The sequence below is a fragment of the Streptomyces sp. NPDC051561 genome (genome assembly GCF_044454195.1).
Lineage (GTDB): Bacteria > Actinomycetota > Actinomycetes > Streptomycetales > Streptomycetaceae > Streptomyces.
Genome location: NZ_JBITDM010000004.1, coordinates 278,051 through 302,766, shown reverse-complemented (window position 1 = coordinate 302,766; position 24,716 = coordinate 278,051). Strand labels below are relative to the sequence as shown.

Annotated in this window: 24 protein-coding genes; 5 read left to right on the top strand and 19 right to left on the bottom strand. The window is 71.3% G+C overall.

Going from position 1 to position 24,716, the window contains the following annotated elements; all coding sequences use genetic code 11:
* Positions 1-105: 105 nt before the first annotated feature.
* Entirely contained in the window at positions 106-1,389 is a 1,284-nt protein-coding gene (locus ACIA73_RS12370; protein WP_362412318.1) for an adenylosuccinate synthase, read from the bottom strand.
* A 207-nt stretch (positions 1,390-1,596) separates the two neighbouring features.
* Here ACIA73_RS12370 and ACIA73_RS12365 point away from each other — a divergent pair, with 207 nt between their 5' ends.
* Together ACIA73_RS12365 and ACIA73_RS12360 are read left to right on the top strand one after the other, a co-directional pair.
* Positions 1,597-2,385: a diacylglycerol kinase family protein gene (locus ACIA73_RS12365; RefSeq protein WP_399438586.1), complete on the top strand. Its 789-nt coding sequence runs from the start codon at positions 1,597-1,599 to the stop codon at positions 2,383-2,385.
* 188 nt (positions 2,386-2,573) lie between these two features.
* Positions 2,574-2,984 carry a hypothetical protein gene (locus ACIA73_RS12360; RefSeq protein ID WP_399438369.1) on the top strand — a complete coding sequence of 137 codons (411 nt, stop codon included), beginning with the start codon at positions 2,574-2,576 and terminating at the stop codon, positions 2,982-2,984.
* A gap of 34 nt (positions 2,985-3,018) precedes the next feature.
* On the opposite strand, the gene ACIA73_RS12355 is transcribed toward ACIA73_RS12360, so the two are convergent.
* Positions 3,019-3,450 carry a GbsR/MarR family transcriptional regulator gene (locus tag ACIA73_RS12355; protein ID WP_399438585.1) on the bottom strand — a complete coding sequence of 144 codons (432 nt, stop codon included), beginning with the start codon at positions 3,448-3,450 and terminating at the stop codon, positions 3,019-3,021.
* A gap of 191 nt (positions 3,451-3,641) precedes the next feature.
* Between ACIA73_RS12355 and ACIA73_RS12350 the strand changes: the two genes are divergently transcribed.
* Complete coding sequence (locus tag ACIA73_RS12350) at positions 3,642-4,562, top strand: ATP-binding cassette domain-containing protein (RefSeq protein WP_399438368.1); 921 nt, start codon at positions 3,642-3,644, stop codon at positions 4,560-4,562.
* Positions 4,559-6,169 (top strand): ABC transporter permease, encoded by a 1,611-nt coding sequence (locus ACIA73_RS12345; RefSeq protein WP_399438367.1) that lies wholly within the window; start codon positions 4,559-4,561, stop codon positions 6,167-6,169. The genes ACIA73_RS12350 and ACIA73_RS12345 overlap by 4 nt, the downstream gene beginning before the upstream one ends.
* A 267-nt stretch (positions 6,170-6,436) precedes the next feature.
* Here ACIA73_RS12345 and ACIA73_RS12340 read toward each other — a convergent pair whose 3' ends face one another.
* The 17 genes from ACIA73_RS12340 to ACIA73_RS12260 all read right to left on the bottom strand — a co-directional run bounded on the left by ACIA73_RS12340 (position 6,437) and on the right by ACIA73_RS12260 (position 23,405).
* Positions 6,437-6,937 (bottom strand): tetratricopeptide repeat protein, encoded by a 501-nt coding sequence (locus ACIA73_RS12340; protein WP_399438366.1) that lies wholly within the window; start codon positions 6,935-6,937, stop codon positions 6,437-6,439.
* Between the two features lie 34 nt (positions 6,938-6,971).
* Positions 6,972-7,646: a response regulator gene (locus ACIA73_RS12335; protein WP_399438365.1), complete on the bottom strand. Its 675-nt coding sequence runs from the start codon at positions 7,644-7,646 to the stop codon at positions 6,972-6,974.
* On the bottom strand, positions 7,643-9,127 hold the full coding sequence (locus ACIA73_RS12330) for a histidine kinase (protein WP_399438364.1): 1,485 nt from the start codon (positions 9,125-9,127) through the stop codon (positions 7,643-7,645). Before ACIA73_RS12330 ends, ACIA73_RS12335 begins: the two co-directional genes overlap by 4 nt.
* Before the next feature lie 93 nt (positions 9,128-9,220).
* Positions 9,221-10,090, bottom strand: a complete 870-nt coding sequence (locus ACIA73_RS12325; protein ID WP_399438363.1) for an alpha/beta hydrolase family protein — start codon at positions 10,088-10,090, stop codon at positions 9,221-9,223.
* Between the two features lie 205 nt (positions 10,091-10,295).
* A complete protein-coding gene (gene kynU, locus ACIA73_RS12320) occupies positions 10,296-11,531 on the bottom strand; it encodes a kynureninase (RefSeq protein WP_399438362.1) in 1,236 nt (411 codons plus the stop codon).
* A gap of 10 nt (positions 11,532-11,541) precedes the next feature.
* A complete protein-coding gene (locus ACIA73_RS12315) occupies positions 11,542-12,399 on the bottom strand; it encodes a tryptophan 2,3-dioxygenase family protein (RefSeq protein ID WP_399438361.1) in 858 nt (285 codons plus the stop codon).
* A 111-nt stretch (positions 12,400-12,510) separates the two neighbouring features.
* Positions 12,511-13,359, bottom strand: a complete 849-nt coding sequence (locus ACIA73_RS12310) for a DUF3152 domain-containing protein (protein ID WP_399438360.1) — start codon at positions 13,357-13,359, stop codon at positions 12,511-12,513.
* 234 nt (positions 13,360-13,593) lie between these two features.
* Positions 13,594-14,007 (bottom strand): DUF3151 domain-containing protein, encoded by a 414-nt coding sequence (locus ACIA73_RS12305; RefSeq protein WP_399438359.1) that lies wholly within the window; start codon positions 14,005-14,007, stop codon positions 13,594-13,596.
* Between the two features lie 38 nt (positions 14,008-14,045).
* On the bottom strand, positions 14,046-15,554 hold the full coding sequence (locus ACIA73_RS12300) for an MFS transporter (protein WP_399438358.1): 1,509 nt from the start codon (positions 15,552-15,554) through the stop codon (positions 14,046-14,048).
* 155 nt (positions 15,555-15,709) lie between these two features.
* Entirely contained in the window at positions 15,710-16,732 is a 1,023-nt protein-coding gene (gene fbaA / locus ACIA73_RS12295; protein ID WP_399438357.1) for a class II fructose-bisphosphate aldolase, read from the bottom strand.
* A gap of 247 nt (positions 16,733-16,979) precedes the next feature.
* Entirely contained in the window at positions 16,980-17,543 is a 564-nt protein-coding gene (gene pyrE, locus ACIA73_RS12290; RefSeq protein ID WP_399438356.1) for an orotate phosphoribosyltransferase, read from the bottom strand.
* 21 nt (positions 17,544-17,564) lie between these two features.
* A complete protein-coding gene (locus ACIA73_RS12285; RefSeq protein ID WP_399438584.1) occupies positions 17,565-18,338 on the bottom strand; it encodes an aldose 1-epimerase in 774 nt (257 codons plus the stop codon).
* Positions 18,339-18,426: 88 nt separating this feature from the next.
* On the bottom strand, positions 18,427-19,335 hold the full coding sequence (locus tag ACIA73_RS12280; protein ID WP_399438355.1) for an SRPBCC domain-containing protein: 909 nt from the start codon (positions 19,333-19,335) through the stop codon (positions 18,427-18,429).
* Between the two features lie 180 nt (positions 19,336-19,515).
* Positions 19,516-21,333, bottom strand: coding sequence for a spermidine synthase (locus ACIA73_RS12275; protein WP_399438354.1), 1,818 nt, complete (start codon positions 21,331-21,333; stop codon positions 19,516-19,518).
* 203 nt (positions 21,334-21,536) lie between these two features.
* Entirely contained in the window at positions 21,537-22,148 is a 612-nt protein-coding gene (locus ACIA73_RS12270; protein ID WP_399438353.1) for a DUF2617 family protein, read from the bottom strand.
* A gap of 574 nt (positions 22,149-22,722) precedes the next feature.
* Positions 22,723-23,013: a hypothetical protein gene (locus ACIA73_RS12265; protein WP_399438352.1), complete on the bottom strand. Its 291-nt coding sequence runs from the start codon at positions 23,011-23,013 to the stop codon at positions 22,723-22,725.
* A 137-nt stretch (positions 23,014-23,150) separates the two neighbouring features.
* Positions 23,151-23,405 (bottom strand): hypothetical protein, encoded by a 255-nt coding sequence (locus ACIA73_RS12260; protein WP_399438351.1) that lies wholly within the window; start codon positions 23,403-23,405, stop codon positions 23,151-23,153.
* 75 nt (positions 23,406-23,480) lie between these two features.
* Here ACIA73_RS12260 and ACIA73_RS12255 point away from each other — a divergent pair, with 75 nt between their 5' ends.
* Positions 23,481-24,701: a pyridoxal phosphate-dependent aminotransferase gene (locus ACIA73_RS12255; RefSeq protein ID WP_399438350.1), complete on the top strand. Its 1,221-nt coding sequence runs from the start codon at positions 23,481-23,483 to the stop codon at positions 24,699-24,701.
* The last annotated feature ends 15 nt before the right edge of the window (positions 24,702-24,716 follow it).

Sequence of the window (24,716 nt, the reverse complement as noted above, 5' to 3'; positions counted from 1 at the left end):
ACTGCCTGTTGACCAGACTTCTCACAAGACCCCGGGCAAACACAAAGGGACCACCCGGCACGTTCGGCCGGATGGTCCCTTTGTGTGACGGCTTCTGCTGAAGCCCTAGATGAACGAGTTGATCTCGATCGTCTCGGTACGGCCCGGTCCCACGCCGATCGCGGAGATCGGAGCGCCGGACATCTCCTCCAGAGCCTTCACGTACGCCTGCGCGTTCTTCGGCAGGTCGGCGAAGGTCTTGGCCTTGGTGATGTCCTCGGACCAGCCGGGAAGCTTTTCGTAGATCGGCTTCGCGTGGTGGAAGTCGGTCTGGGAGTACGGGAGTTCCTCGACGCGCTTGCCGTCGATCTCGTACGCGACGCAGACCGGGATCTCCTCCCAGCCGGTCAGCACGTCCAGCTTGGTGAGGAAGAAGTCCGTGAGGCCGTTGACGCGCGTCGCGTACCGCGCGATCGGTGCGTCGAACCAGCCGCAGCGACGGTCACGGCCGGTGGTCACACCACGCTCGCCACCGATGCGGCGCAGCGCCTCGCCGTCCTCGTCGAACAGCTCGGTCGGGAACGGACCGGCGCCGACACGCGTGGTGTACGCCTTCAGGATGCCGATCACGCGGCTGATCTTCGTCGGTCCCACGCCCGCACCCGTGCAGGCGCCGCCCGCGGTCGGGTTCGAGGAGGTGACGAAGGGGTACGTCCCGTGGTCGACGTCGAGCAGGGTGCCCTGGCCGCCCTCGAAGAGGACCACCTTGTTGTCGTCCAGCGCCTTGTTCAGGACCAGCGTGGTGTCCGTGACGAAGGGCTTGATCTGCTCCGCGTACTGGAGCATCTCCTCGACGATCTTGCCGGCCTCGATGGCACGGCGGTTGTACAGCTTCGTCAGGAGCTGGTTCTTGGTCTCCAGCGCCGCTTCGACCTTCTGGATCAGGATCGACTCGTCGTAGAGGTCCTGGACACGGATGCCGGTGCGGTTGATCTTGTCGGCGTACGTCGGGCCGATGCCACGGCCGGTCGTTCCGATCTTCCGCTTCCCGAGGAACCGTTCCGTCACCTTGTCGACGGTGACGTTGTACGGCGTGATCAGGTGCGCGTTACCGCTGATCAGAAGCTTGGACGTGTCGACGCCGCGGTCGTTGAGACCGCTCAGCTCGGAGAGCAGGACGGCGGGATCGACGACGACACCGTTTCCGATGACGGGCGTGCACTCAGGAGAGAGGATCCCGGAAGGGAGAAGATGCAGCGCGTACTTCTGGTCGCCTACGACAACCGTGTGGCCGGCGTTGTTGCCGCCCTGGTAGCGCACTACATAATCAACGGATCCACCGAGCAGGTCGGTGGCCTTTCCCTTGCCTTCGTCACCCCACTGAGCACCGAGCAGCACAAGTGCGGGCACAGGCGTACACCCCTTCCGGGCGGGGCATGTCCAAGGTCAGGGGCGTGCGCGAGGACGTACGCCGACGACTGTGTCGGCGGGTGTCGCGTGCCTTGACCGTTGAAATCTGCCCCGGAATAGACCAAGCCCCTGGCGCAATAGCGCAAGGGGCTCTTGCACAAAGATGCTACCCGAGGAAGGACCGAGGTGTCGGCTCCCGACCAGCTGATGGTGGTCATCGACCCGGTCGCCCGGCGGACGGACGGCGAGTCCGTGCGTATCGCGAAGGATGTTCTGTGCGCCGGGGCGCGCGCCAAAATTTGTCTTCCCGACAGTGCGGAGGAGTTTGCGCGGGCCCTTGCCCGCCGCGGCCGACGCAGGCCGGTGGTGATCGGCGACGACCTCGCACTGGTCCGTGCGGTGGGGGTCCTCCACCGGGAACGGGAGCTGTCCGACGGCTGTCCGGTGGCGGTGGTTCCGGTCGGCGTGGAAGTGGCACTGGCGTGTTCCCTCGGCGTGCCGGAGGGCGCGGTCGCGGCAGCCCGCGCGGTCCTGGAGGGGGCCGTGCGCCGGATGGACCTGCTGGTCGACGACCGGGACGGAGTGGTGCTGGGCGACGTCCGGGTGCCGGCCCTGGGCCCCGGCCCCGGTGTCCCCGCGGGCGCGGCCTCGATGTGGACCGCGTGCCGCTCACTGGTACGGACCCTGGTGCGCCCGGCCCCCTCACCCGCACTCCGCACGTACCGGCTGCGGGTGGAGGCGGACGGGGCCCTGCTGAGCGACCTGGACCTCCCGGTGCAGGGCGTTTCGGTGCGTACCGGGGCCGACGGGCGCGCGGAGGTGGTGATCGCCCGGGGCACGGAGGACGGCGGCCCACTTTCCGCACGGGCACTGACGGTGACGGTGTCCGGCCCGGACTTCAGATACCGCTCCGACGGAGTGGTGAGCGGACCGGTACGGACACGGACATGGGCGGTGCGGGAGGGGGCTTGGGGGCTGGTGGTACCGCGGGGATAGGAGCCTGCGGGAGCGGGCCCGCGACTGCCGGTCCCCGGCAGGGGCGGTACGCGCGCGCTGCCGGTGCGCACCCTGCTCGCAGACCGTTCGTCCTGGTTGGGTGACCCGCAACCTAAGGGCCGATCGCGTGGGTCCGCAAGCGCCGGAGGGGCGGCGAGTGGCGGCTGCCGCGGTTCCGGTGGCTGCTGATGGTGGCCGCCACCACCCTCGGAGCCGCGTCAGTGGTGTGGGGGGCCGGTCCTCGGAACGGCCCCGACGACCCTCAGGTCGATCTGACCGTGCTGAGCGAGGAAGCCGACGGCGGTTGCCGGGTCGCCTGGACCGACCCTTGGGGCGGCGGTCGACGCACCGCGGACCACTGGTGCGACCCGACACGGGACCACTTACTCATTGCCGACAAGTGGGAGACCGGGATCGTGAGGGCGTCCGGCACGGCCAGGGGTGAGCTCTACCCGGTGCGCGAGGACGGCCGCGGCATCGATTACTCGCCCGAACCCGAGGCAGCGGTGTTCGTCGGCTACCTCGCGCTGCTGCTCGGCGCGGGCGCGGTCATCGGCGGCACCGTCACGCGTCTGCGGCGGGGACCCGCTCGGCGTTGAACTGGGCACCGAGGTGCTCCAGCAGATGAGCGCGCTAGGGGGCTGGCGGCGACGGGTTTCCGTACCGCTGGGCGCGCCAGCGGTCCATCATCAGGGGGATCTCCTTCTGGACGAAGGCGAAGAACTCGGCCGATTCGGCGATGCGGCGGCCGGCCGGGGTGTCGGTGCCGAGGAGTTCGGCGCCCTCCAGGAGGACGGCTTCCCAGCGGACCATGATCTGGTCGCGGCGGCCGAAGGCCTCGTACCAGAGTTCGTCGTGCAGGCGGTAGAGGTCACGGCGGGTGCCGGGCTCACGTTCGCGGCGGATCATGCTGACGTGGGTCAGGTAGCGGACGGCGCCGGAGATGGCGGCGGGGCTGATCCGGAGCTGTTCGGCCAGCTCGGGAGAGCTGAGGGCGCCCTTGTCGGAGGCCAGCAGGGCGGCGAAGACCCGGGACGCCATCCGCTGCATGCCGGCCTCGGTCATCTCCGAGGCGAAGCGCTCGACGAAACGGGAGACCACGTCCTCATCGCGCACCGGCTCACTGTGCGGGCTGCTGTTGGTGGTGGTGTTCTCGCTGGTCACTGGCTCATCGTCTCCCCGTGCTCGGCCTTGCACCGGAGTTTATACGCTTTCTTAACTTCACAAATTTGTGAAGTGAGCGTACTTTCAGAACCATGACCAAGGCAATCAGCGTGGCCGGGCTGCACAAGTCCTTCGGCCGCACGCATGCACTGGACGGCCTCGACCTCGACGTACGGGCGGGCGAGGTCCACGGCTTCCTCGGACCCAACGGTTCGGGCAAGTCCACCACCATCCGGGTCCTGCTCGGGCTGTTGCGCGCCGACTCGGGCGACGTACGGCTGCTGGACCAGGACCCCTGGCAGGACTCGGTCGAACTGCACCGGCGGATCGCGTACGTGCCGGGCGATGTGACCCTGTGGCGGAACCTGTCGGGGGGTGAAGTCATCGACCTGTACGGGCGGTTGAGGGGCGGCCTCGATCCGGCGCGCCGGGCGGACCTCGTCGAGCGGTTCGAGCTGGACCCGACGAAGAAGGGACGGACGTACTCGAAGGGGAACCGGCAGAAGGTGGCGCTGGTGGCCGCCTTCGCGGCGCGGGACGTCGATCTGCTGATCCTGGACGAGCCGACGAGCGGGCTGGACCCGCTGATGGAGTCGGTGTTCCAGCGGTGCGTGGAGGAGGCGCGGGACGCCGGGCGGACCGTGCTGCTGTCCTCGCACATCCTCAGCGAGGTGGAGACGCTCTGCGACCGGGTGAGCATCATCCGGCAAGGGCGGACGGTGGAGACCGGATCCCTCTCCGAACTGCGGCATCTCACCCGCACCTCGATCACGGCCGAACTGGCCTCCGCGCCGAACGGGATCGCCTCCCTGCCCGGGGTCCACGACGTCGACGTACAGGGCACGCGGGTCCGCCTCCAGGTCGACACCGACAAGCTGGACGCCGTGCTCGGAGCCCTCACCGCGTCCGGTGTGCGGTCCCTGACCAGTTCCCCGCCGACCCTGGAGGAGCTGTTCATGCGGCATTACGGCGAGGAGGGCGCCCAGCAGCGGCAGGAGGTGGCGGCGCGATGACCGCCGTCGCGGCGGGTCCCCGCGTGCGTACGGAGTCCTCTCAACTCACCGGAACCGCGACCCTGTTGCGGCTGGCGCTGCGCCGGGACCGGGTGATGATGCCGGTGTGGGTGCTGGTGCTGGGGGTGATGGTCAGCAGTGGGGCGGGGACGATCAAGTCGCTGTACGACACTGCGCAGGAGCGGGCGAGTGCCGCCGCCTCGATGGCGTCCAACGGCTCGCTGCGCGCGCTGTACGGTCCGGTCTTCGACCCGTCGGTGGGCGGGCTGGTGGCCTGGCGGTTCGGGGTGTTCGCGGCGGCGCTGGCCGGGGCGATGAGCCTGATCATCGTCGTACGGCACACCAGGGAGGAAGAGGAGACCGGGCGGCAGGAGATGCTGTCGGCGGCCCGGATCGGGCGGCACGCACCGTTGGCGGCGGCGCTGATCGCCGCGCTGCTCGCGAACGCGGTGGTCGCGCTGCTCGTGACCGGTGGGCTCGCCTCCGCCACCGGGGACACGGCGGGCTCGCTGGCGCTGGGGCTGGCGATCGCGTCGAGCGGGGCGTTCTTCGCGGGGGTGGCGGCCGTGATGGCGCAGCTCACCGAGAGCGCACGGCTGGCGAAGGGGCTGACGGCGGCGGTGCTCGGGGCGGCCTTCGCGCTGCGGGCGGCCGGGGATGCGGGGACCCAGGACGCTTCCTCGGTGCTGAACTGGGTCTCGCCGCTGGGGTGGGCGGAGAACGTCAGGCCGTACGCCGGGGAGCGGTGGTGGCTGGTGGGGTTGCTGCTGGTCGCGTCGCTCGCGCTGATGGCGGGGGCCCGGGTGCTTTCGGGGCGGCGGGATGTCGGGATGAGCTTCCTGGCGACCCGGCCGGGACCCGCTGCGGGGCGCATTTCGACGGCGTACGGGCTGGCCTGGCGGTTGCAGCGCGGCAGCGTGCTGGGCTGGACGCTGGGATTCCTGGCGGCCGGAGTGCTGTTCGGCGGAATGACCGGTGGGGTCGGTGACCTGGTCGCGGGCAATGAGCAGACCAAGGAGATCTTCCAGCGGATGGGCGGCCAACAGGGCCTCAGCGAGGCCTTCCTGGCCGCGATGGTCGGCATGCTCGGGATGGTCGCGGCACTGTACGTCGTCGCCTCCGTCCTGCGGTTGCACGGCGAGGAGACCTCACAGCGGGCCGAACCGGTCCTGGCGGGCGCCGTCGGACGGCTCCGGTGGGCGGCCGGACATCTGGTGATCGCCTTCGGCGGCGCGGTGCTGCTGATGCTGGCCGGCGGCCTCGGGCTGGCGCTCGGGTACGGCCAGGACTTCGGTCCGGTGCTCGGCGCGGCGCTGGTGCAGCTGCCGGCGATCTGGGTGCTGGGCGGGGTGACGGTGCTGCTCTACGGGGCGTTTCCCCGCGCGGCGGCGGCAAGTTGGGGCGTGGTGGGCGTCTGCCTGGCCCTGGGCTGGATCGGCCCAGCCCTGAACCTCCCCCAGACAGCAATGAACCTCTCCCCCTTCGGCCACCTCCCGAAGCTGCCGGGCGCGGACATGGAGTGGGGAGCCGTAGGGATCCTTGCCGGGCTGGCGGCGGTGCTGGTGGGCGGTGGCCTGACGGGGCTGCGAAGGCGGGACGTGGGGTAAGCCCCTCCCCCGGTAGCCCGCTCGGACGGCGGGGCCGCGTCCCCTCCCCGCCATACCGCCACCCACTTGGGCGGCGGGGCCGCCCCCCCTGCTGTGCCGCCGTCGCCTTGGGCGGCGGGGCCACCCTCCTGCTGTGCCGCCGTCGCCTTGGGCGGCGGGGCCGCCCCCCGGGGGCGGAACGGGCGGGCAAGGGGGCGGCCCCCGACGGAGTCGCACCCCACCCACCCCGGCCCACCCACGCCACCGGTTCACCCCCAGGCGCCCGCCTCAGACCGTTTCCGTCAGGTCGCGTGCGTAGTACTCGATGGCCGGGCGGTACCGCCGCACCCCCGGGTCCTCGCTGCTCTCCGCCAGGAGGCCGAGAAGAAGCTGCATGGCCTCGTGCGACTCAGCCACGTTGTACAGCGCCATCGCAAGAAAGGTGCGAAGTGCACCGTCCGCAGGGAATTCGGCAAGGCCCGAGCGCAGAGTGGCGACGGCTTCCTCGTACCGGCCAAGAATCCGGTAGGTACTACCGAGGCCGATGAACGCGCCGAGGCGGTCCTCCCGGCCCAAATCGCCCTTGAGACACACCTCGTAGAAGGGTGCGGCCTCCGCCTCCAGACCGAGCCGGTCGTGCGCCCAGGCCGTCTGATAGGCGATCTCCGCGTCCGCCGGAAAGCGTGCGGACAGCACGAGCAGGCGTTCACGTGCCTCCTCAGTGCGGTCCGCCGTGCGCAGGGCGACGGCTTCGGCGAGGAGGGAGTCGCGGTCATCGTGGGTGGTCATGAGAGCCATGCTCGCAGGGGCACCCCGGGCGGCCCTACCCCGGTGTCACCAGCCTCGCCTCGTACGCGAAGACCGCCGCCTGGGTCCGGTCCCGCAGTCCCAGCTTCACCAGGATCCGGCTGACATGGGTCTTGATGGTCGACTCTGCGACGAACAGGTTCGAGGCGATCTCCCCGTTGGACAGCCCCTGGGCGATGAGAACCAGCACCTCCGTCTCGCGCTCGGTCAGCTCGCCGAACTGGTCGAGCCCTCGTGGCCTGGGCATGTCCGCCTGCTTGGCGAACTCGGTGATCAGCCGCTTGGTGACGGTCGGCGCGAGAAGTGCCTCCCCGGAGGCCACCACGCGTACCCCTTCCGCGAGTTGGAGCGCCGAGGCGTCCTTCAGCAGAAAGCCGGACGCGCCCGCGCGCAGCGCCTGGTACACGTACTCGTCCAGGTCGAAGGTGGTCAGCACAAGCACCTTCGCGTCCGCGTCGGCGGCGACGATCTCCCGGGTCGCCTCGATGCCGTTCAGCTCGGGCATCCGGATGTCCATCAGAACGACGTCCGGCCCGAGGGCGGCCACCTGCGCGATCGCCTGCCGCCCGTCGACCGCCTCGCCGACGACCTCGATGCCGGGCATCGCGTTCAGCAGGACGGAGAAGCCCTCGCGCACCATCATCTGGTCGTCGACGATCAGGACACGGATGGGCGGGGCGGTCGTCGTCATGAGGCGCTGTCCTTGGTGAGGTCGATCGGGGCGGGGCCGCCGAGGGTAGCGGGGGCGGCCGGCACCGGGCTTTCCGCCCCCCGCGCCTGCGCGGGAACGGAGCCCTGCACCGGAACGGAGACCTTCGCCGGAGCGGAGCCCGTTGCCGGAGCGGAGCCCTGCACCGGATCGGAGCCATGCGCCGCCGCCCCGCCCCCCTGCACAGGTACGAACACCGTCACCTCGAAGCCCCCGTCCGCAGTCGCCTCCGCCGTCATCTCCCCGTTCAGCATCCCGATCCGCTCACGCATCCCGGTCAGCCCGTGCCCCGACCCCGCCGACGGCCGCGCCTCACCGGTCGCGGGGCCGTTGATCACCCGCAGCCCGAGCCCGCCGAGCACATGGCTCACCTCCACCCGCGCCCGCGCACCCGGCGCGTGCCGCAGCACATTGCTCAGCGCCTCCTGGACGATCCGGTACGCCGACAGCTCCACGCCCTGCGGCAGCGCCCGGACCGCACCCGTGGTGACGTGCTCGACCTCCAGGCCCGCGTCACGCACATTGGCGACCAGCTTGGGCAGGTCGTCCAGGGTGGGCTGCGGGGCGTCCGGGGCCTCGTAGTCGGCGGCCCGTACGACGCCCAGCACCCGGCGCAGCTCGGTGAGCGCGGCCACCGCGTTCTCCCGGATGGTGACGAACGCGGCCTGGAGTTCCGGCGGCGGGTTCTCCACCCGGTACTGCGCGGCCTCCGCCTGGATCGCCACCACCGACATGTGGTGTGCGACCACGTCGTGCAGCTCACGGGCGATGGTGGTGCGCTCTTCGAGCAGGGTGCGACGCTCACGCTCCACGGCGGTCACGGACTTCTGGGCGACGACCTCACGGGTGGCGTCCAGGCGGATGCGGACCACGCTCACGAGGAGCAGCAGGACGCCGGAGCCGACCAGCATCGGGGCTGAGTTCGGATGCTGCGAGGTGGGGTTGAGTACCACTGCGAGCAGCAGCAGGCACACCCACATCTGGGCCGCCGTACGGGCCCGGGTCCGCGCCGTGACCACGGCGATCACCGCCAACTGCATCACGGCGGTGGCGGGCACCCATGGGCCCCCGCCCGCCCCCGGGTCCACCACCCGCGCGAAGGGCACCGCCAGCACCGACAGCCACCATGCCGCCATCGGCCGCACCAGGGTGAGCGCCACCGCGCCCGCGCAGACCAGCCCGATGAAGAGGAACTGGAGATCGGCCGCGTCGGTGCCCGCGTAGGTGAAGGCGACGATGAACGTGATCACCGCCGTCAGCAGCACAAGACCGTGCGGCAGCCGCGAGACGAACGTGCGCAGCGGGCCGGGCAGCGCGCGCGCCACGGGACGGTCCGTCGACAGCGGTGCCAGCGGCCGGTAGGCGAGCGGGTCCCGCAGCAGGTCCTCGCGCAGGTTCGCCACCATGCGCTTCAACAGCTCGGCTTCCGGACTGCCACTCATCCGGGACTGGGTCTTGGTCATACCCCCACGGTAAGGACGCACGGGCCCCGGGTCGTCCCCCGTGTCACCGACCTTCGGTGTCCGTCCCAAGTACTACCCGCACTCCACCCCCGCTCAGTACGCGAGCTGCGCGATCTCCTCCGCCACCACCGCGCACGCGTCCGCCGCCGGGTCGATCAGCGGGAAGTGGCCGACGTCTTCGAGCAGGGTCAGGCCGACCACCTCGCCCGCCTTGGCCGCCGCGTCCGCGTACGCCTCCGACACCTCGTGCGGAACGGTGGTGTCGGTGCGGCCCTGCACGACGGTGGTGGCGATACCGGTGGGGAGGAGGGCGGACGGGTCGGCGTACGCGAGGCGTTCCTCGTACGAGCCGTCGCCGCCGAGGAGTTCGGTCACCGCTCCCCCGCACACCCCCCTCTCGACCGCCGTCGCGAAGTCCGCGATCGGGGCGAGGGCGACCACGCCCCGCAGCGGCGGCGGGGACGGCAGCCGCCAGGGGGAGCCCTCCGGGAGTACGTGCCGGGCGGCGGCCCACAGGGCGAGCTGGCCGCCCGCCGAGTGTCCGGTCAGCACGGTGCGCCGGACGTCCGCCTCGGGCAGCGCCTCCTTGACCAGTTGCGGGAGGGCGTCCAGGGCGGTGGCGATGTCGTCGAAGGTCTCCGGCCAGCGGCCCGCGACCGGACCGTCGGCCCCCTGGTGCGGCAGCGAACTCCCGCGCCGGTACTCCACATTGGCGACCGCGAAGCCGCGCCGGGCGAGGAGATCGGCGAACGGGGTGATGTGCTGCCGGTCGTAGGGGGCCCGCCAGGCGCCCCCGTGCAGGACCACCACCAGCGGTGCGGCGCCGCCGCGTTCGCCCTTCGGGGCGTAGAAGTCAATGACCTGATCGGGGTGTTCGCCGTATGCGGCACTGCTGTCCGGCGCGACGGGCGGGTGCTCGGGCGGCTCGTCGGGCGACGGCGCACTGCTCGGCAAGCTCGGCATACGGCTTCAACCTCCGGGCACTGCTGGGGTGTTCACACGGACCGATGTTTCACGTGAAACACCGCGCCGGGCCGATGTTTCACGTGAAACATCCCAGCGGATCACTTGATGTGGATCATTCAGCGGGGACGCTACCAGCCACTTTGCGCACGCGTGGCCACGCCGGGAACCGTTCCCTCCGACGTGGCCACGCTCCGTGCACGCGCTACAGCACTTCAGCGAGCACCCTGGCCGCCCGCTCCACGTCACCGAACCCGACGTACAGCGGCGTGAACCCGAAGCGCAGCACATCCGGGTGACGGAAGTCCCCGATCACGCCCCGCTTGATGAGTTCCCGCATCACGTCCCCGGCGTCCGGGCAGCGCAACGCGATCTGGCTGCCCCGTTCGCCGTGCGCACGCGGGGTGACCAGCTCGACGCGCCCCTCGGGGACGTACCGCTCCACGCACTCCACGAAGAAGTCCGTCAGCGCCAGGGACTTCGCTCGTACGGAGTCGATGGCGACCCCGCCCCAGACCTCCAGGGACGCTTCGAGCGCCAGCATGGAGAGGATGTCGGGGGTGCCGACCCGGCCGCGCGTCGCCCCGTCGGCCGGAGTGAAGTCCGGTGTCATCCCGAAGGGGTTGGCGTGCCCGGTCCAGCCGGGGAGCGGTGAGTCGAAACGGTCCTGGTGGCGGGCCGCGACGTACAGGTACGCGGGCGAACCGGGGCCGCCGTTCAGGTACTTGTAGGTACAGCCGACGGCCAGGTCCACGCCGTGTTCGTCCAGCCCGACGGGGAGTGCGCCCGCGCTGTGGCACAGGTCCCAGACGGCGAGGGCGCCCGCGTCATGGATGGCGGCGGTCAGTCCGGGCAGGTCGTGCAGGCGGCCCGACCGGTAGTCGACGTGGTTGAGGAGTACGCAGGCGGTACGCGGGCCGAGGGCGTCGCGCACCTCCTCCGGGCGGACCGGGCGCAGGGTGCGGCCGGTCATCCTGGCGGCGGACTCGGCGATATAGCCGTCGGTGGGGAAGGTCGTCGCGTCGACCAGGATCTCGTCGCGGCTGAGGTCATCGTCCTGGGAGACCAGCCGTACCGCGCCCACCAGCGCCTTGAAGACATTGACGCTGGTGGAGTCGCCGACCACGATCTGGCCCGGCGCCGCACCGACGACGGGAGCGATCAGATCGCCGATCCGTTCCGGTGCCGTCCACCAGCCGCTCTCGTCCCAGGACCGGATCAGCAGCTCGCCCCACTCGTGGGCGGCCACCTCCTGGAGCCGTCCGGGGACGGAGCGCGGGAGGGCGCCCAGCGAGTTCCCGTCAAGGTAGGTGATGCCCTCGGGAAGGGCGAACAGCTCGCGGAACTCGGCCAGTTCATCGGCCGCGTCCAGGGTCCTGGCCCTGTTCTCACAGGACTCGGACCTGTCTGCCGTCCCGGACCTGTCTGCCGTCTCGGACATAGCTGCCGTCTCAGACATAGCTGCGCGCCGTCCACAGTTCGGGGAACACGTTCTTCCGTGCCCGCTTCTCCAGCCAGGCCACGCCGGCCGAGCCGCCGGTGCCGACCTTGGAGCCCATCGCGCGGCGGGTGGCCACCAGGTGGTCGTTGCGCCATCGCCAGACGAGTTCGCCGACCTCGGTCAACGCCTCGCCGAGTACGACGAGTTCCTCCCGCCCCACCCCGATCTCCTCGGTGCCGTACACCTGCGCCCAGACCGCTTCGACCTCGGCCGAGGGCTCGTACTTCTGCGAGAGATCGCGCTCCAGGACCGCCTCGGGCACGGGCAGACCGCGCCGGGCGAGGAGCCTGAGCACCTCGTCGTACAGGCTGGGCTGGTGCAGCGCCTTCTCCAGCTCGTCGTGGACGCGCGGGGCGCCCCGGTGCGGGACCAGCATGGACGCGGCCTTGTCGCCGAGCAGGAACTCCAGCCGCCGGTACATCGCGGACTGGAATCCGGAGCCCTCGCCGAGCGCGCTGCGGTAGGAGTTGAACTGCGCGGGGGTCAGGTTGGCGAGCGGCTTCCAGGAGGCGTTCAGTGCCTCCAGCTCACGGGTGGAGCGCTTCAGGGCGTCCAGTGCGACGGGGATCCGCTCCTCGCGCAGCGCGGCCGCGGCGGTCTCCCACTCGTGGACTATGACCGTGAACCACAGCTCCATGACCTGGGTGGTGACCAGGAAGACCATCTCGCCGGGGTCGTCGGAGAGAGGGTGCTGGAGGTGCGTGAGGACGTCCGCCTGGACATAGTCCTCGTACGGTGTGGTGCCCGCGAAATCGAGGTTCGGCGTCTCCGAACCTTCGCTTCCGGGGGCCTCGGGGGTGTGCGTCATCGCATGCTCCTCGAAACGAACTTCCAGGTAGCGGTCCGCCCCTTCCTGCTAGGAATACGGAGCCCCGGTCCCCTGCTGCGCAGCATAGTCCGGGGCCCGCCGGGAGGCCTCTCAGAGGGCGGGGCCCGAGAGATACGTCCGGTTCGCGTCGAATGGCCAGGCGTTGGAGCGGCAGCCTTCCAGGCCCTTGATCTGCTGCATCATGACCGGCGCGGGGCGGCCGGGCCCCGGGCAGCCGAGGTGGCCGAGGCCGAGGGCATGACCCAGCTCGTGGTTGATGATCAGGTGGCGGTACGTCGCCGGGGTCCCCGCGAACTGTGGTGAGCCCAGCACCCAGCGGCGCAGATTGACCACCACGCCCTTGCCCGTCTCGCAGTTGAGCTCGCCCTCGGTGTCCAGTCCTGCCTCGCCACAGAGCTTGTCGGCGGTGTCGGGGGAGGCGATCCGGATCACGAAGTCGGGTGCTTCGGCGACGAGTTGGAAACGCCCGCGACCGTTCCTGGCCCAGCCCTCGGGGTGGGCGACGATGGCCTGGATCTCGGTGGCGGCCTGGTCGGGGGCGATGCCGCTGCCGTTCTCGACCTGTACCTGGTAGCGGCGGAGGGTGCCGGTGCCCACGGGGGTGCCGGTGAGGCGGGCGGTGGCGAAGGTGCCGGTGCCGGCGCGCGGAACGGAGGACTCGTCGCGCTTGCGGCTGGGCGGGCTCTCGGAGACCTCGCCCGGACTTTCGGAGGCATCGCCGGGGCTTTCGGCGACGGGCACCTTGGGTTTGCCCCCGTCGGTCCAGGGGAGCCGGACGGGGTCGCCGCCGTTCTGCCAGGCGGCCCAGGCGAGGCTGCCGCCGCCGAGCAGGACGGCCAGGCACAGCACGGCCACCAGGGCGCGGCCGCGGCGGGTGAGCCTGGTCCCGTGCCCGGTGTCGTACGGGGCTCTCGTTCGGCGTCCATCACGCTGGCCCACTGCAGAGCTCTCCCCCGGTTCGGTGTCTCCGGCGGGTGGGGGGAGCGGGGCGGGGTGCCTCGGCGCCGGTCACGATCATTGCTGCGGTCGCGAGAGATCGTACAGGCGTACGGGGCTGGGGCCGGGGCCCGCGACCCGGGCCCGCGTGTCGGCCGGGCCCCCACGGGGGGGCGGCCCCGACGAGGGGGGCAGCCCCGACGCCCAAGAGGCCCGGGGCCGCGCCCTGTACTCGTCTCAGCCCAGCGTGTCCGCCGCCGCCGCCGACGAGTCCCGCAGGAACGTCGAGCAGCGCTCGTACTCCTCCTGGTCGCCGATCGACTGCGAGGCGCGCGCCAGCGCGTGCAGCGCGCGCAGGAACCCACGGTTCGGCTCGTGCTCCCACGGCACCGGGCCGAAGCCCTTCCAGCCCGCACGGCGCAGCGAGTCGAGACCCCGGTGGTAGCCGGTCCGCGCGTACGCGTACGACTCGACGACGTTGCCCTTGTCGAAGGCGTCGTCGGCGAGCTGCGCCCACACGAGCGAGGACGCCGGGTACTTCGCGGCGACATCGGTCGGCGCGGTGCCGGAAGCGAGCAGCTCGCGCGGCTCCGGGTCGTCGGGCAGATGGGTCGGGGGCGGTCCCCCGAGCAGGTCCTGGTGAATAGCCATGCCCTAAGTCTGCCTGCCCGGCGGACCGGCCGACGCCGCTACCGCGACTCCCGGCCCGACTGTCCCCGTTGCCCCGGCGCCCGCTCCGGTTCCAGTGGTGGCGCCGCCACCCCGCAGTGCGTGCGGCACTCCGGCGTATCGGCCCCCGCCCTCGGATTCCGTACCGTCGTCACCGCGATCAGCGCCCCCAGCACCAGCACCCCCGCGCACATCGGCATCGCCCGCCGGAACGTCGCCCCGAACTCCGCCGCCGACCTGTACGCCTCCGGCCCCATCCCCGCCAGCAGCGGCAGCGCCGCGACCGCGACAAGTCCGGCGGCACGGGCCGCCGCGTTATTGATGCCGGAGGCCAGCCCGGCCCGCCCGTTGTCGACCGAGGCCAGCACGGTGGCGGTGAGCGGCGCGACCAGGGTGACCATCCCCATGCCCATCACCACCACCGCGGGCAGCACCTCACCGACGTACGACGCCCCCTCCCCCACCCGGAGCATCAGCAGCATTCCCGCCGCGCACAGCAGTGGACCCACCGTGAGTGGCAGGCGCGGCCCGATCCGCTGGGCCAGTTGGCCGGAACGGGCGGACAGGAACAGCATCAGTACGGTCGTCGGCAGGAGTGCGGTGCCCGCTTGGAGGGCCGAGTAGCCGACCACCACCTGCAATTGCAGCGCGGTCAGGAAGAAGAAGCCGCTGAACGCCGCGTACACGCACAGCGTCACGACATTGATGGCGGTGAACTGCCGGGACGCGAAGAGGGTGAGCGGCATCATCGGATCGGCCCGGGTCCGCTCCACGTACAGGAACGCCCCCGCCACCAGCACCCCCAGCACCGCACACCCGATGACCAGCGGCGACGACATCCCGAGCGCGGGCGCCTCGATCAGCGCGTACGTCACCAGGCCCAGCGCGAGGGCCGCCAGCACCGCCCCCAGCACATCGAACCGGCCGTGCGCCTGCGGATCCCTCGACTCCGGTACGTGCCGCAGCGCGACCGGCACACAGACGGCCGCCAGCGGCACATTGAGCAGGAACGCCCACCGCCAGCCGGGCCCGTCCACCAGCCAGCCGCCCAGGAAAGGACCGATCGCCGCCCCGATCCCGCCGAGACCGGACCACAGACCGACCGCCTTCGCCCGGTCGTCCGGGTGGAAGGACGCCTGGATGAGGGCGAGCGAACCGGGCGTGAGCAGCGCCCCGCCGACACCTTGCAGGGCGCGGGCGGCCACCAGCACCCCCGCGTTCGGCGCCAGCCCGCACAGCAGCGAGGCGGCGGCGAACCACACCACCCCGATGACGAACACCTTCCGCCGGCCGTAGCGGTCGCCGAGAGCGCCGCCCAGCAGGATCAGCCCCGCCAGGGTGAGCATGTACGCGTTGACCGTCCACTGCAGCCCGGCGAGATCCGCGTCCAGGTCCTGCCCGATGCGCGGCAGCGCGACATTGACGATCGTCGAGTCCAGCATCGCCATGCTGGATCCGAGAACGGTCGTCAGCAGCACCCAGCGCCCGCTCGCCGTCCCGGTCCTGAGCCCGCCCGCGGTATCGGCCATAACTGGATGCTCCCCGGTTCCGCACCCGGCGGCCAGTCGGCGGCAGGACGGATGACAGACGGGTCGGAAGCGAGGGGAAGGCAGCACGCGAACGGGCCCGGCCCCGCCCCCTCGGAAGGAGGCCGGACCGGGCCCGCACAGGCGGCCCCGGAGGGTTACTTCATCTTGGTGCCGGTGGAACGCAGCGCCGCACACGCCTCGACCACGCGCGCCGCCATGCCCGCCTCGGCGGCCTTGCCCCAGGTGCGGGGGTCGTACTTCGACTTGGTGCCGACCTCGCCGTCGACCTTCAGCACCGCGTCGTAGTTGCGGAACATGTGGTCCACGACCGGACGCGTGAAGGCGTACTGGGTGTCGGTGTCGAGGTTCATCTTCACGACGCCGTTCTCCAGCGCGGTGGCGATCTCCTCGGCCGTGGAGCCCGAGCCGCCGTGGAAGACGAAGTCGAACGGGGAGGTCTTGCCGTACTTGGAGCCGACGCCCTCCTGGAGGTCCTTGAGGAGCTCCGGACGCAGCACGACGTTGCCCGGCTTGTAGACGCCGTGGACGTTGCCGAACGAGGCGGCCAGCAGGTAGCGGCCCTTCTCGCCCAGACCCAGCGCCTCGGCGGTGCGCAGCGCGTCGTCGACGGTGGTGTACAGCTCGTCGTTGATCTCGTGGCTGACGCCGTCCTCCTCGCCGCCGGTCGGGGTGATCTCGACCTCAAGGATGATCTTGGCGGCGGCGGCCTTCGCGAGCAGCTCCTGGCCGATGGCCAGGTTGTCGGCGAGGGTCTCGGCGGAGCCGTCCCACATGTGGGACTGGAACAGCGGGTTCTCACCGCGCGCGACGCGCTCGGCGGAGATCTCCAGCAGCGGACGGACGTACGTGTCCAGCTTGTCCTTGGGGCAGTGGTCCGTGTGCAGCGCGACGGTGACGTCGTACTTCTTGGCGACGATGTGCGCGAACTCGGCCAGGGCGACCGCGCCGGTCACCATGTCCTTGTTGTGCTGGCCACCCAGGAACTCCGCACCACCCGTGGAGATCTGGATGATGCCGTCGCTCTCGGCCTCCGCGAAGCCGCGCAGCGCAGCGTGCAGGGTCTGGGTCGAGGTCACATTGATCGCCGGGTAGGCAAACTTGCCTGCCTTCGCCCGGTCGAGCATCTGGGCGTAGACCTCGGGGGTTGCGATGGGCATCTGTCCGCTCCTTGGGATATGCGGGTGTGCGTGCTGGTCCCTGACCTGGGGGCGACGTCATCGTCGTCGCCCATCTTTCCAGACTCTTCACGGGACTCCACCCCGGCGGACCCCGACCTCGTGCGCCCCGCACTGCGCAAAGGCCGGAGTGTTTCACGTGAAACACTCCGGCCTTTGAGGAAACCGCAGGTCACAGCGGTTCAGCCCGTCACGGCGGGACCTAGGTCACCACTTGCGCGCGTTCGCCTCAGGCGAGATCAAGGTCCGCCAGCTGGTATCCGGTCAGGTACGGCAGGCCCGCGTCCGCGATGGCCTTGGCCGCTCCCCGGTCCACGATGGTGGCGACCGCGACGACCTCGCCGCCCGCCTCGCGGACCGCCTCGACGGCGGTCAGCGGGGAGCCGCCGGTGGTCGAGGTGTCCTCGACGACCAGGCAGCGGCGGCCCTTGACCTCGGCGCCTTCGATACGGCGCTGCATGCCGTGCGCCTTCTGGGCCTTGCGGACCACGAAGGCGTCCAGCCGCTGACCGCGCGCGGCGGAAGCGTGCAGCATCGAGGTGGCGACCGGGTCGGCGCCCAGGGTGAGACCGCCGACGCAGTCGAAGTCGAGGTCGGCGGTCAGGTCGAGCATGACCTGACCGACCAGCGGGGCGGCCTCGCCGTCCAGGGTGATCCGGCGCAGGTCGATGTAGTAGTCGGCCTCCAGACCCGAGGAGAGGGTCACCTTGCCGTGCACCACGGCCTTGTCCTTGATCTGCTGGAGCAGCTCAGCACGTGTGCCTTGCGGCATTACTTCGTAGACGTCAGTCATGGCCACGAGCTTAAGTGGCCGTCAGGAGAGCCGCCGCCACGACCACGTCATCGACGCTTCCAGCGGATCCACCGGCGTGACCAGGCGCGGCAGGGTGTTCAGCCCGTTCGGCGGCCCGGTCTGCGGCTCCACGCAGACGGCGGCGGCCTGCTCGTCGTAGACGACCACCCACTCCTCCCGGCTGGTCACCCTGAGCTCCAGCTGCCCCGGCCAGGTCAGCGTGACGTCCACGCCGTCCGGCATCCCGAAGCAGTCGTCCCAGGGGCTGGGGAGCGGGTCGATGCGGCGGCCGGTGGGGAGGTGGTTGTCGCCGCGCTCCTCCTGCCAGGCCGCGTCGAAGGCGATCTCGACGTCCGCGCCGCCGCCGTCCGGACCGCCCAGGCCTCGGCGGAACCACGGGTGCCAACCGACCTGTGCCGGGAAGGAGTTGTCGTACGTCTCGACGCCCATCGTCAGCGTCACCGAGTCCGCGGTGAGCGCGAAGGTCTGGGTGACGCGGCCGGCGTACGGCCAGGGGCTGGTGAGGTCGTACGTGAACGAGGCCGACGCGGTGTCGCGCTGCACGGTGCGCCAGCGGACGTCGCGGCCGGTGCCGTGGATGGCGTGCGGGGCCGCGTTCACGGGCAGTTGGTGGACCTTCTCGCCGTCGCGGAACCGGCCGTTCTCGGTCCGCCCGCACCAGGGCACCATCGGGAAGCTGCCGAAGTGCTTGCCGTTCTCGGGCTGTCGGAGCACTTCGGTGCCGCCGATGCGCAGGCTCTCCACCCGGCAGCCGTCGGCCGGGTCCACGGTCATCTCGACGTCGCCCGCGCTCAGCAGGACGCCGGTTTCCTTCTTCTCATCGCTACTCACACCGTGACACTACTGGCGTCGGTGAGCCTTCCTACTTACGACGCCGCAGCACCCTGCCGACGACCACCGCGGACGCCACCGCGAGTGCCGCCGCCGGGGCGAGACGCCGCAGGGTGAAGGTGCCGGAGGACGGCATGGGCGCCATCACCGGGGCGTACCTGCCGCGCGGCGGGGCGTGGTCGACCTCCTCGGCGCTGCGTCCGATCATGGTGCGGCGGGCGTGCGCGGCCTCGGCCGCCGGCTCGTCGGGGAACGCGTCGGGAATCTCTCCCGGCAGCCCTTCGAGGGCCTCGCGCAGGGCCTCGTTCTCGTCCTCCTGAGTGGGCCCCGGGCCCGGGATGGGGTCTTCGAAGGTGAGCTCCTCGTCGCTGAGCCGGTCGAGCGAGGGCGGCGGCACCTCGGTTTCCAGGAGGGAGGCGCGCGGCTCGACGGGAGCGTCGGCGGGGGTCTCGGTGGGGCCTTCGGTGACGGCGGTGGAGGTCTCACCGGCGTCCTGTTCGGCGGCCGCTCCCAGCCGTTCCGCGAACCTGTCGAGGAGGCGGTGCACCGCCGACTCGACGGCGGGGGCGTCGAGTTCGGTGATCCGGCCCTCACCGTGGCCGGTGCCGGTGAAGTGCAGCGACGCTCCGCCGTCGGCCTCTTCGACCCGTACGGTCAGCGCGAGCTTGACCGAGCCGTTGCCACGGGCCTCGGCACCCTCGCCCTCGATGCTGAAGGTGGCGGCGGTGGAGTCACCGCCCTCGGCCTGGGTGAGGCTCAGCGCTCCCCGGTAGGTGATGGTGTGGCCGCCGACCCGGACCTTCATCCGGCCGGCCAGCGGCGGGGACGTCTTGTCGGCGTCCTGCTGCAGGCCGGGCACGCAGCGCGCGACCCGGGCGGGGTCGGCGAGCGTCTGCCGTACGGCCGCGGGCAGAACCGGAACGAACACCTCATGCTCCATGGTTCCCGAGCCTACTCACGCGGGCCGGATTCACACCTGGACTCCGCGAGATATCTGGCGCGGGTCACAACCTCGCACGGGCACGGGCACGGGCACGGGCACGGGCACGGGCGAATCCATGACGGCACGGGCCCGGGCGAATCCATGACGGCACGGGCCCGGCCTCAGGGCGCCGCCCGATCACTGCCCGTACCGCGGGTGCACCAGTGTCGACGCCGCCAGCCCCCGTACCCGGGAAGCCTCCGCCGAGCGGGCTCCCTCCAGCAGCAGCGGGGTGGTGAGCGAGCGCAGGCTGGGGGCGTCCGGTGCCAGGCCCAGACCGGGGCGGCTGCGGGCGGCCAGGATGAGGCCCCAGTCGCGGGGCGCCCTGGCGTTGCCCGACGAGCGGTCGGGGCCCGCGCTGAAGTCGGAGAGCCTGCCGGTGGCGCGGTACGGGCGGGTGGCCAGGCCCGCCGAGCGGAGGGTGGCATCCACGGTCCAGTACACCTGCGGCCTGACGCCGAGCGGCCCGGCGTGCACCACGATCCGCCCGCCCGGTGCCAGCACACCCGCCGCGAGGCCGTAGAACTCCTGGGAGTAGAGCTTGGTCGAGGCGGTGATTCCGGGATCGGGGAGGTCGGAGATCACCACGTCGTACGGCAGGTCACCGAGCGGCGCGGCACGCAGCCACTGAAAGGCGTCCGCCTGCACGAAGCGCAGCCGGGGGTCCTGGTGCACTCCCCCGTTGAGCGCCACCAGCGCCGGGTCCGTCCGCGCCAGTCGCACCACCTCCGGATCCAGGTCCACCAACGTCACCGACCGCACGTCCTGATAGCTCAGCACCTCCCGCGCGGCCAGCCCGTCGCCCCCGCCCAGAATCAGCACCCGCGCATGCCGCCCGCGCATCGCCGGATGCACCAGCGCCTCGTGGTACCGGTACTCGTCCCGCCCCGAGACCCGCAGCCGCCCGTCCAGGAACAGGTCCAGCGGCCCCTGCGGACCCCCGGTGATCACCACTTCCTGTACGTCGGTCTGCACCGCGACCCGCACCCGGTCCCCGTACACCGCACGCCTGGCGGCCCGTTCGAAGTCGTCGACCAGGACGGTCGCGGTCGCCAGCGAGGCCAGCACGGCCACATTCACCACGATCAGCAGCCAGCGCGCCCGCCGGGTGAGATCGCGCCGGAACAGCCACAGCACCAGCGATCCGCCGGCCGCCGTGTTGATCGCACCGGTGACCAGCGCACCGGTCAACTGCCCCAGCATCGGCAGCAGGAAGAACGGGAAGGCGAGACCGCCGACCAGCGCCCCCACGTAATCCGCGGCGAACAGATCGGCGACGTCCCCACTGGTGTCGTCCTCGCCCTCACCCTCGTCGGAGTCGGCCGGGACACCCGGGCCGCCCGCGGCGCCCGCGGCGCCCGAAGTCCTGGCAGCACCGGAAATGCCGCCCGCCGCCGCCGAGTTCCTCCGCTCCTGCCGCCCGATCCACTGGATCAGCGTCATCAGCAGCGGGATCTCCGCGCCGATCAGAAGGCCGATGGCCAGCGAGAACGCCACCAGTACGTACCGCGCGCCGCCGAACCAGGCGAACGACGCGTACAGCACCAGCGCCGAACTCCCACCGACCGCCGCCAGCCCCGCTTCGAGCAGCCCGAATCCGACCGCCGCCCGGCATCGCAGCCGCTTCGCGAGCAGCGAGCCGACGCCCATCGCGAAGACCATCGTGGACAGCACCACGGACGCCTGGGTGACCGAGTCGCCGATCAGGTACGAGGCAAGGGCGACCAGCTCCAGTTCGTAGACCAGCCCGCAGGCGGCGCAGATGAACACCACGCCGAGCACCAGGAACCGGGCCGCCCGCGGACTCACCGGCAGCCGGGCCGCCTTGCGGCTTCGCGGCCCGCTGCCACCGCGCGCGGGCGGCACCGACCCGCCGCGGGAGGTGCCCGGGGCACCCGTGGAAGCGGCGGAATCGGCGGAGTTGGGCCCGGCTGAGGCGGAGGCCGGTTGGATCATGCTGGGAACGCTACGTCACGACATGCTTGCAATCTGTCACCCACAAGGGTGCAACTGGGGTGCGCTCGGCATACAACCCGTTGCCGCGATCCGGCGCACGGGCACCTGCCGGGTCCCCACCGGGTGCGGGCGGGCACCCGCCGGGGCACGGGCAGGCACCCCGGCGAGATCCCTCACAGCACGGCAGGCATCCGCCCGATCCCTCACAGCACGGCAGGCACCCGCACCCCCGAGGCAGCTCCGGAAACCGGCCCCGGCCGCGAACCCGGCACGGCGAGGGCGTCCGCGGCCGACAATCCGCCCGCCCGGCCCCTGGTCAGCACCCGGGTCCTGGTCACCACCAGTTGACCCTCCTGCGGGTACGCGTGCCAGGTCCGCCAGCTGAACCGGCCACCGCCCTCGTACTGGGCGAGCAGCGCGGTGAAGGCGTGCGGGCTGCCCGGGAACGTTCCGGCAAGGCCGTTGGGGTGGTCGGCGACCAGGGCGAGCAACTCCTGCGCCCGGCCCGCGAAGGCGGCCTCGCCGAGGGTCTCGACGCGGGCGGCGAACTCGTAGTCCCAGTCGCCCACCTGCTTGGCGACGCCGAGCGGAAGGGGTGTCCTGCTGCCGGGGATGCAGGCGACGGTCTCCGAGCAGCAGCCGCCGTCCTCGTCGAGCAACACCTGGTGGGAGGCGCCGAGGAGCCGCAACTGGAGCTTCGCACCGGCCAGTTCGAGATCGAGTACGGCGAGGGCCGGCAACGGCTCCCTGCCGAGTGCCCAGGCCAGATCGGCGGCACACGTATCGGTGTAGTCGGTCTTGAGGGTCGTGAGCATGTGGGGGCTCCGCAAACACGCAGTGGGGGGTGGACCAGGGGCACGCCGGAGGCTTACGGGTGGAGCTGGGGGACCGCCCGCTCGGGGGCCGGCGGGACCGGCTGACTCCGGGGGCCGGGGAGTCAGGGGGCCGGGATTTCCGAGGGGCATCGAGGTCTTCCGAGGTCTTCCGAGGTCTTCGGCTCGGCGTGGTCTTCGGAGTCTTCGGTCTGACGAGGTCTTGCGGGGGTCCTGCGAGGTCTTCCGGTACTTCCGGTGCTTCTGGTGGTCTTGCGAGGTCTTCCGTGGTCGAGGGATCGCTGGGGGTCCCTGGGAGTTGCTGACGAACTTTGCTGCTGACGAACTTTGCTGCTGACGAACTTTCATGGGAGTTGCTGAAGAATTTTCAACAGCGAGGGAATCACGAAGTGCGCGAGGCTCCTAGCGTTTTTACCCAACTTGGCGGGGTTTCCATCCCCCCGGGGGCCACACGGTTCATCTGTTCAACAAAAGGACGCCCGGCGGGAGTCGAGGAGGTTCGCCCTCGACTCCCGCCGGGCGTGCGGTACCGGTCGGGTGGACCAGCTGCCCCGTGTCAGCTGCCTCCGCCACAACCGCCGCCACCACCACCGCCGCCGCCCCCGCACGACGAACCTCCCCCGCAGGAGGAACCGCCCCCGCACGACGAACCTCCCCCGCAACCGCCGCCTCCGCCGCCACCCGCCCACCAGCTGCTCCGCCTGCGGCTGCGGGCGGCGGTCCTGCGGCGCGGGGCGCTCTTGCTGAGTGAGGTCCTGCGCGCCGCCTTCTTCGACGACGCGTTCGCCCCGGCCACGAGCAGCGCGATCATGACTACGGCCAGAATGCCGATCCCGATGGGGCCCATCGCCCTCACCGTCCTTCCGTTCCCCCGAAGCGAGGAGATTCGCTTCTCGCGTGGAACGGGGATTCCCGGACCCTCGTACGCCCAAAGCACACTTGAGCAAGTCCAGAGGTTACGCCGGGTCAAGTGCCCCGGACCGCTCAGCCGCCGCACCCTCCACAGCCGCCGCACCCGCCGCAACTGTCGTTGCCGCCGCTGTCGTCGCTTCCGCTGCCGGCCGCACCGACCCCGCCGATCACACCCGCCCCACCGGCCGCGCCGCCGACCCACCAGCTGTCCGAGCTGCTGGAACTGCTGGGCACCGCTTTCCGGGACGGCCGTTTGAACACCGCCCGCACCATCGCACCCACCACGATCACGGCTATCACCGTCATCACAACCCCGAGGAAGCTCATGCCCTCACCGGCCTTCCGTCCGTTCCCCGAAGCGCAGGGTTTCGCTTGCCGCGCGGTCCTGCGCAGGATGGCGCCATGACACACCCGCGCACACCGCACACGCCAGACCCCGTACCGCACCCGGCCCGTCCGCTCCTCAACCGGCGGCTCGCCGAGTTCGGGACGACGATCTTCGCGGAGATGTCCGCGCTGGCCACCCGTACCGGTGCCATCAACCTCGGTCAGGGCTTCCCCGACGAGGACGGCCCGGAAGAAATCAGGGAGGCGGCGGTACGGGCGCTGCGCGACGGACGCGGCAACCAGTACCCGCCGGGCCCCGGCGTCCCCGAACTCCGCGGGGCCATCAGCGCACACCAGCAGCGCAATTACGGCCTGGCGTACGACCCGGACACCGAGGTCCTGGTCACGGCCGGCGCCACCGAGGCCATCGCCGCCGCCCTCCTCGCGCTGGTCGAGCCGGGCGACGAGGTGATCGCCCTGGAGCCGTACTACGACAGCTACGCGGCGTGCATCGCGATGGCCGGCGGGCGGCGCGTCCCGGTCACGCTGCGCCCGCGCGACGGGGCGTACCACCTCGATCTCGACGAGCTGCGCGACGCGATCACCCCGCGCACCCGGCTCCTGCTCCTCAACACCCCGCACAACCCCACCGGCACCGTCCTCACCCGCGCCGAGCTGGCGGCCATCGCCGAAATCGCGGTGGAGCGCGACCTTCTGGTGATCACGGACGAGGTGTACGAGCACCTGGTGTACGACGGGGAGCACGTCCCGCTCGCGTCCTTCCCCGGGATGCGCGCGCGCACGGCGACGATCTCGTCGAGCGGGAAGACGTTCTCGTTCACCGGCTGGAAGGTCGGCTGGGTGACCGGCAGCCGGGAGATGGTCGGCGCGGTGCGCTCCGCGAAGCAGTTCCTGACGTACGTCTCGGCGGGGCCCTTCCAGTACGCCGTCGCCGAGGCGCTCGCGCTCCCCGACACGTACTTCGAGGGCCTGCGCACCGAACTGCGGTTCCGGCGCGACCTGTTGGCGGATGGGCTCACTCAGGCGGGGTTCGAGGTCTACCGGCCGTCCGGCACCTACTTCATCACCACCGACATCCGTCCACTGGGCGGCACTTCGGACGGTTTCGCCTTCTGCCGGGAGCTGCCGGAGAAGGTGGGAGTCGTCGCGATCCCGAACGCGGTCTTCTACGACCACCGGGAGGAGGGGGCGCCCTTCGTCCGGTTCGCCTTCTGCAAGAAGCGTGAGGTACTGGAGGAGGCGGCGTCCCGGCTGAAGGGGCTCGCGCAGGGGTAATCCCGGGCGCGGCCC

Bases quoted from the DNA above. Each gene is read 5' to 3' on its own strand.
- ACIA73_RS12285 (WP_399438584.1), bottom strand. From the start codon at position 18,338: ATGACCGTGGACCCGGCCGACGGCTGCCGGGTGGAGAGCCTGCGCATC.
- ACIA73_RS12325 (WP_399438363.1), bottom strand. From the start codon at position 10,090: ATGCCGAGCTTGCCGAGCAGTGCGCCGTCGCCCGACGAGCCGCCCGAG.
- ACIA73_RS12340 (WP_399438366.1), bottom strand. From the start codon at position 6,937: ATGACCACCCACGATGACCGCGACTCCCTCCTCGCCGAAGCCGTCGCC.
- fbaA (WP_399438357.1), bottom strand. From the start codon at position 16,732: ATGCCCATCGCAACCCCCGAGGTCTACGCCCAGATGCTCGACCGGGCG.
- ACIA73_RS12275 (WP_399438354.1), bottom strand. From the start codon at position 21,333: ATGATCCAACCGGCCTCCGCCTCAGCCGGGCCCAACTCCGCCGATTCC.
- pyrE (WP_399438356.1), bottom strand. From the start codon at position 17,543: ATGACTGACGTCTACGAAGTAATGCCGCAAGGCACACGTGCTGAGCTG.
- ACIA73_RS12350 (WP_399438368.1), top strand. From the start codon at position 3,642: ATGACCAAGGCAATCAGCGTGGCCGGGCTGCACAAGTCCTTCGGCCGC.
- ACIA73_RS12255 (WP_399438350.1), top strand. From the start codon at position 23,481: ATGACACACCCGCGCACACCGCACACGCCAGACCCCGTACCGCACCCG.
- ACIA73_RS12265 (WP_399438352.1), bottom strand. From the start codon at position 23,013: ATGGGCCCCATCGGGATCGGCATTCTGGCCGTAGTCATGATCGCGCTG.
- ACIA73_RS12335 (WP_399438365.1), bottom strand. From the start codon at position 7,646: ATGACGACGACCGCCCCGCCCATCCGTGTCCTGATCGTCGACGACCAG.
- ACIA73_RS12355 (WP_399438585.1), bottom strand. From the start codon at position 3,450: ATGACCGAGGCCGGCATGCAGCGGATGGCGTCCCGGGTCTTCGCCGCC.
- ACIA73_RS12330 (WP_399438364.1), bottom strand. From the start codon at position 9,127: ATGACCAAGACCCAGTCCCGGATGAGTGGCAGTCCGGAAGCCGAGCTG.
- ACIA73_RS12260 (WP_399438351.1), bottom strand. From the start codon at position 23,405: ATGAGCTTCCTCGGGGTTGTGATGACGGTGATAGCCGTGATCGTGGTG.
- kynU (WP_399438362.1), bottom strand. From the start codon at position 11,531: ATGTCCGAGACGGCAGACAGGTCCGGGACGGCAGACAGGTCCGAGTCC.
- ACIA73_RS12360 (WP_399438369.1), top strand. From the start codon at position 2,574: ATGGTGGCCGCCACCACCCTCGGAGCCGCGTCAGTGGTGTGGGGGGCC.
- ACIA73_RS12280 (WP_399438355.1), bottom strand. From the start codon at position 19,335: ATGGAGCATGAGGTGTTCGTTCCGGTTCTGCCCGCGGCCGTACGGCAG.
- ACIA73_RS12300 (WP_399438358.1), bottom strand. From the start codon at position 15,554: ATGGCCGATACCGCGGGCGGGCTCAGGACCGGGACGGCGAGCGGGCGC.
- ACIA73_RS12315 (WP_399438361.1), bottom strand. From the start codon at position 12,399: ATGACGCACACCCCCGAGGCCCCCGGAAGCGAAGGTTCGGAGACGCCG.
- ACIA73_RS12270 (WP_399438353.1), bottom strand. From the start codon at position 22,148: ATGCTCACGACCCTCAAGACCGACTACACCGATACGTGTGCCGCCGAT.
- ACIA73_RS12365 (WP_399438586.1), top strand. From the start codon at position 1,597: ATGGTGGTCATCGACCCGGTCGCCCGGCGGACGGACGGCGAGTCCGTG.
- ACIA73_RS12305 (WP_399438359.1), bottom strand. From the start codon at position 14,007: ATGGCTATTCACCAGGACCTGCTCGGGGGACCGCCCCCGACCCATCTG.
- ACIA73_RS12345 (WP_399438367.1), top strand. From the start codon at position 4,559: ATGACCGCCGTCGCGGCGGGTCCCCGCGTGCGTACGGAGTCCTCTCAA.